The organism is Alteromonas sp. ABE4_545, from assembly GCF_056161325.1.
Window position 1 is genome coordinate 1 of record NZ_JBSWYY010000055.1, and the last position, 5,707, is coordinate 5,707.

At 46.9% G+C, this 5,707-nt stretch carries 5 protein-coding genes; 1 reads left to right on the forward strand and 4 read right to left on the reverse strand.

The features are described 5' to 3' along the window. Positions 1 to 192 precede the first annotated feature (192 nt). Positions 193 to 882, forward strand: a complete 690-nt coding sequence (locus tag ACXAH6_RS20195; protein WP_474879780.1) for a TorF family putative porin — start codon at positions 193 to 195, stop codon at positions 880 to 882. Between the two features lie 13 nt (positions 883 to 895). Here the strand turns inward: ACXAH6_RS20195 and ACXAH6_RS20200 are convergent, their stop codons facing one another. The 4 genes from ACXAH6_RS20200 to ACXAH6_RS20215 are packed head-to-tail and all read right to left on the reverse strand — an operon-like array spanning position 896 to position 5,414. Then, entirely contained in the window at positions 896 to 1,723 is an 828-nt protein-coding gene (locus ACXAH6_RS20200; protein ID WP_474879781.1) for an ATP-grasp domain-containing protein, read from the reverse strand. A 10-nt stretch (positions 1,724 to 1,733) separates the two neighbouring features. After that, positions 1,734 to 1,982 carry a helix-turn-helix domain-containing protein gene (locus tag ACXAH6_RS20205; protein WP_474879783.1) on the reverse strand — a complete coding sequence of 83 codons (249 nt, stop codon included), beginning with the start codon at positions 1,980 to 1,982 and terminating at the stop codon, positions 1,734 to 1,736. Continuing rightward, positions 1,972 to 4,155, reverse strand: a complete 2,184-nt coding sequence (locus tag ACXAH6_RS20210; RefSeq protein ID WP_474879784.1) for a peptidase domain-containing ABC transporter — start codon at positions 4,153 to 4,155, stop codon at positions 1,972 to 1,974. Before ACXAH6_RS20210 ends, ACXAH6_RS20205 begins: the two co-directional genes overlap by 11 nt. Further along, complete coding sequence (locus ACXAH6_RS20215) at positions 4,152 to 5,414, reverse strand: beta-barrel domain-containing protein (RefSeq protein ID WP_474879785.1); 1,263 nt, start codon at positions 5,412 to 5,414, stop codon at positions 4,152 to 4,154. Before ACXAH6_RS20215 ends, ACXAH6_RS20210 begins: the two co-directional genes overlap by 4 nt. Positions 5,415 to 5,707 lie beyond the last annotated feature (293 nt).

The window sequence follows — 5,707 nt, forward strand, 5'->3', positions numbered from 1 at the left end:
GACGAGCACACAATACGGAACTACGTTGAGCATCAAGGTCGGAAGGATTCAGATCAGCTCCGAATGGAGCTGTAACCGATAGAACCCCGGGCATGCCCGGGGGAATCTATCTTATCTACCCATCGCTGCGTACGCAATTTGTCAGCCTTTAGCTATATTTATAATGAATCATATATATAGTCAGGGTTGGTAATGAAACAACGTACGATCAAACGCTTAGTATTAATTATTGCACTTATTTACCCTTACTCCGTCTATGCGGATTGGAGCGTAACGGGCACGGTGGCCAGTGATTATTTATTTAATGGCGTGTCGCAAACCAATGAAAATCCCGCGCTACAGGCGAGTATCGACTGGGTAGGGGACGGCGGGTTGTACGCGGGTGTATGGGGGTCTAACGTCGATTACGGCGACGATACCAGTATAGAACTGGATGGATACATCGGCTATTACACTGAATTTGTGTCGGGATTGAGCCTCGATGCAGGCATTGCTCAGTACACTTACCACGGTGCTGGCTACAGTAACGACGGCAATTATGCCGAGGTTTACGCCAAGTTCAACTATGCAAATGCCGATTTTAACATGTGGTACGCATGGGATTATTTTGGCTCAGGGGCTGGGCATGTCATCGTTATGTTGAATTACACGTTCGCGTTGAGCGAGAGTATCGACTTGACAGTGGGGGTTGACCAGTCTCGCAGCCTCGATGACGAGAAATACCAATGGGAGCCAGATGATGACAGTTATGTTCATTGGCAGGCCGTCGTGTCGACATCTTATCAGACGTTCGACGTTAGTTTGGGGGTTCATACCACCGATTTAGACACTTATGGCGATACTAAGTTGCTACTAATGGTCAGTAGAACTTGGGGAGGATAGCGACCAGACTGGCTTAACAAAACTGGGTAAGCAACTCCATCACTCTTTCATCCATTGGGGTGTTGCAGAGGTCGACAAATTGGACGAAATCAGGGCTGGGGTCTGCTTCCACAAACAAGTATTCATGATTGCGGGTCATTACCCATTCTATTGCACACCAGTACATATTGAATCCTCGGCATATTCGTCTGCACAAATGATCGTGTTCCGAAGATATCGTTACTAACTCCGCATGCTTAACAACAGCGCCTTCTTCCTGATAGATAAAACTGAATACTTGGTGTCCAATGACAAAGCTACGAATACAGGCGGCTTTGTCATAGGCTTGGATCATAATGGGGGAGGCGTACTCAACATTGGCGTGGTTATCTAATTGCTTAATCACTTTCACTCTATGGTTGTGGTTTTCATAAAACTGCCTGATTTCGCCTGCTTGATTACCAATGTACGTGGGTGGCAGTTTGGCCCCAAGTCTTGCGGCCACAGTAAGATTATGCGCTGTGTTTGCGCGAAAATGCATACATTGCAGTGGGTTCACCCACTGAAACTCAGGTGACAAATAAAGGGTGTTGATCAAATTTAGGTAAAGTGGAGGCGGTAGCGACGCAAAATTGGTTTGATGATAGGGAATATGCCAGTAAACCGCTTTGATATCGCGATAGTGAATGTCTTGTCCATTAATGTGCAACATACCCTGTTGTGCCAGAGGGTACCAACTTAAACGAAATGCTGGTGGCTGGGCCAGGGGGTCTAAAATGATAGCGGGAACATGCCGCTGGCGTAGCCCTATTTGAAGGCGTTGCAATTGGCGACAACCGCGTTCTCCTAACATCACTATCATTGGTTTTTCCTTACGCTATTTGGGCTTGAGGAGCATAAAGGTAGCGAAAGTAATGCACCATTAAGGCCGCTCGATTGCGAATTTCCAACTTGCGGTAGATATTGGCGCAATGGAATTTGACCGTTCGCTCACTGATAAACAGTTGCGATGCAATGGATTTATTGGGCAAGCCTTCCATGATCTTCTGGGCCACTTGAAGCTCTCTTTTAGACAGGCGCTTTAAGCGGCTATCAATAGTGGCGTTGATATTATTTAACATGTGATTCTCCTTGTTGAGGTACTTTGTGGGTTAACGGTTGAAATGGGTTTGACTGCATTGGTATTAACCGACCTTGGTTGAGTTCAAAAACACGGTCAGCAATCGCAATAGTTTCGGGGCGATGTGCAATAATGATGCGGGTCATGGGCAAGGCGGCTAAATGGCGGTTAATGACATGTTCGCTGGATACATCTAAATGACTGCTCGCTTCATCTAACAGCAATAATTGGGGGCGTTGATAAAGCGCACGAGCGAGATATAAGCGTTGTAGTTGACCACCACTGAGTGTGGTGCCCATGTCACCGACCAGCGTTTGGTATTGCATTGGCATCGCCATAATTGTCTCGTGCAGGCCCGCGAGTTGAGCGCTGGCAATCACTTGCTCTAGTTGAGGAGCAGTATCAAAATTGGCGATGTTGTCGATGAGGCTTCCAGCAAAGCAATGGTCATCTTGCATCACCGCCGCTACCCGTGTGTGAGTTTGGTTTTCACCTAGTTTGACTTCACCGCATTCGGCTTTTAATAGCCCTACGAGACATTTCAAAAGCGTGGTTTTACCCGAGCCGCTAGGGCCGACAATGGCGATAATCTCTCCCGCTGATACACGTAAATGAATATCTTCGAAAACGGGGTTCGACGACGTGTCGTGTCGATAGGTTAGCCCGGTAACTGAAACGGGAGCCGCTACTGTGTTGGTATCGGTTTTATTCGTTAGCAGCGGTGGGCAATGTGTAGGCGTGTCAGCGGTGGTCAGAACAATGTCGGACAAGCGTTCGAAATGCAGTTTCAGCATGGCGAATTCGATCACGCAAGAAAGCAAATGCTGCACCGCATTTTCGAACCGCTGTTTGTAACTCATAAAGGCGTAAACCATGCCAATAGACAATGCATTATTCATTACGGCAACCGCAGCAAAATAAACAATAAGCACATGCTCAATACCAAAGAGAACGTGTTGCAGTGTACGAATGCCTATATCCCAACGACCAATCGTTAGGTCGTGATTGAGTGTCTGAGTAAAGTAATTGTGCCAAGTGTGCGTGCGCTGTGAGGTCAGGTTGGCGAGTTTGATGGTTTGAATACCTCGAACAGACTCCATAAAGTGGCTATTCTCTTTGGCTGCGGCAGCCAGTCTTTCGGCATGTTGACTACGGATGATTGGAAAGCTAAACAAACGGATTAGCGCAGACACAAGGGTAAATCCCACCACGATGAGGGCGAGTTTTACATCATAAATGGCCAGTACCACCAGTGTGATGATCGCCATTCCACCGTCGAGTGCCGCACTAATCGCGCTATTGGTTAGGAAATCACGAATAGGACCTAGGGAGCCAAATCGAGAAACAATGTCTCCTAAGTGTCGACGAATAAAGTAGCCATAAGGCAGTTGTAATAAATGCCGAAACACATTGAGAGAGAGTTGATGTTTGAGTTTGGTCGCAAAATTCAGGCTCACTACACTGCGTAGCAACATAGTGCCCGTTTCGATTAACACCAGTAAGCCAAAACCCAGTGCGAGTACAGTAAGTAACGGGGCATCTCGTCTTAAAAGTACATCGTCGATTACCGTTTGTAGATAGTAAGGGCTTACTAGAACGAAAATCTGTAAAAGCAAACTAAGCAATAAAAGAACCGTGAGGCTGCGCTTGATACCGGTAGATTTATGCCATAACTGCGCTAACCCTAAGCGAGGCGGTTGGGGTTTAGTCACAAACTGTTGGGTAGGTGTGAGCTCCAAGGCAACGCCAGTAAAGTGTTGGTTTAATTTATTGAATGAAACACTTCGCTTACCGAGAGCGGGGTCGTGAATTATCACGTGCCTGCGTTTTACCGACACCAATACTACGTAGTGATTCAAGTCCCAGTGCAAAATACAGGGTGTTTGTAGCGCGTGTAGTTCATCCAGGTCGAGCTTTAGTGCACGAGGTTGTAAATGCAGCTTTTCGCCTAATTGCATTAACCCTTGTAAGCTTATGCCTCTTGCTGAAGCGCCTGCTTGCTGGCGTAATGTGGCAAGGTTAGTATGGTGGCCATAATAACTGGCAACCATTGCTATGCACGCTAGTCCGCATTCACTGGACTCGGTTTGCAGGATCACCGGCGTACGTTTTAGCCATCCTGTGGTGGCGAGTGGTAATGGTGCGAGTAATGAAGAGCTTGCAGAGATACTCATGCTGATAGCCTCCCTTTTAAGCTCATTAGTGGTTCAAATAACCATTCAATGAGCGAACGTTCACCCAATGAAATCGAAGCTGAAAATGTCATACCTGACTTCAAGTTCAGCGCCTTGCCATAGGCGTCGATATGTTGCTGGGAAAGTGTCGCGGTAACGAGATAAACCGGCTCTTGCAAGGCCACAGGTGCGTGGGGCATTTCTTGTGGCAACATGACATTCTGTGAAATACTGGTCACCGTACCTTCATACAGGCCAAACTTTTGGTAGGGAAATGCGTGATAGCGAATGTCCAGAGACTGCCCCGCTACAACAAAGCCTGAGGCGTCGATAGGAACCAGCATTTTTGCTTCTACAACGGCGGTTTCTGGTACCACTGACAACAGTGGCGTTTGATTATTCACCCTTTGCCCTGCTTTTACCTGAATAGCCGAAATTCGACCGCGCCGACTGGCTCTAAGTAGCACTTCACTTTGACTATGTAGCTCTAATTGTTGCTGTTCTAATTGACTGATTTGCGCCAATAGCGGTTGTTTGTCCAGGTGATGTTGTCGAGGTAATAGGTCGAGTTGCGCTTGCTTTTGAGCATGTTGCAGGGTTTGTTTCGCGTATTCTCGGTCCAACTGTTCAGATTCACTTTGTAATGTAAGCAGTTGTGCTGCTAATGACTGATACTCAATCACCGGGTAGGTGCCCGATTTTACCAATGGCGCATAGCTGTCGAGTTGTGTTTTCATCAGCGTGACACGTTGTAGGTGGATGTCACGAATGTGTGTTAATTCACTTAGGTCCTGTCGCAAAGCTTTCACTTCTTGATGCAATTGCTGGGTTTGTTGTTGAAGTAGGGCGTCTTTATGATTTAGCGCATGCTGAAGTACGGTCAGTTGGTTATGTAAACTGAGTGCAAGTGCATCACTTAGCCTTTGGCCGCTATGCATTTTGTCGAAAGCATGCAGCTTTACCAGAGGTTGCCCTGCTTCGACAAGATCCCCTTCTTTTACCAGAAGTTGACCCACTTCACTGCTGGGCAGGGTCGAAAACACTTTCACAATGCCCGCTGGTGGCTCAAGCCAGCCTTGCACCTCTGCTTGCTTAGCGTATTGACCAGACATTAACAGTACGCCAATTGCCCCAACCCAAATAACCAAAAATAGGGTGAGCAGCTTGACTGACAGTGACGGAGAGACCAACACTTCTCCATGTAGTTTATGCTGCTGGTGAGCAATGGCTTGTTGCCTGAATAGGCCCTTGTCGAACATGACTCCTCCATGAAAAATTATGAATGTGTAATCTGAGAGTGACTGTAGACAAAGTGGGCAGAAGGCGTGACAACAAGCGAGACAAACGTATTTGTAGCGAGGACATTCGGTACAAAATGGCTCAAATTTATAAATTTGGCCCAATTTTATAAGTTTTTAGGTGCAAAAAAGCCGGCACAGAGGCCTGTCTCTTGATCACAAGTCAGCCTCAAGAGAACGGGCCAAATCGTAACCTTCAAGGATGGTTTGTAGTTTGAACCATCCTTCCCATAGGGCTTTTATTGACGCCTTGC

What these genes read in the sequence shown, in the direction of transcription:
- ACXAH6_RS20195 (WP_474879780.1), top strand. Translation starts at nt 193, where the DNA reads ATGAAACAACGTACGATCAAACGCTTAGTATTAATTATTGCACTTATT.
- ACXAH6_RS20200 (WP_474879781.1), bottom strand. Translation starts at nt 1,723, where the DNA reads ATGATAGTGATGTTAGGAGAACGCGGTTGTCGCCAATTGCAACGCCTT.
- ACXAH6_RS20205 (WP_474879783.1), bottom strand. Translation starts at nt 1,982, where the DNA reads ATGTTAAATAATATCAACGCCACTATTGATAGCCGCTTAAAGCGCCTG.
- ACXAH6_RS20210 (WP_474879784.1), bottom strand. Translation starts at nt 4,155, where the DNA reads ATGAGTATCTCTGCAAGCTCTTCATTACTCGCACCATTACCACTCGCC.
- ACXAH6_RS20215 (WP_474879785.1), bottom strand. Translation starts at nt 5,414, where the DNA reads ATGTTCGACAAGGGCCTATTCAGGCAACAAGCCATTGCTCACCAGCAG.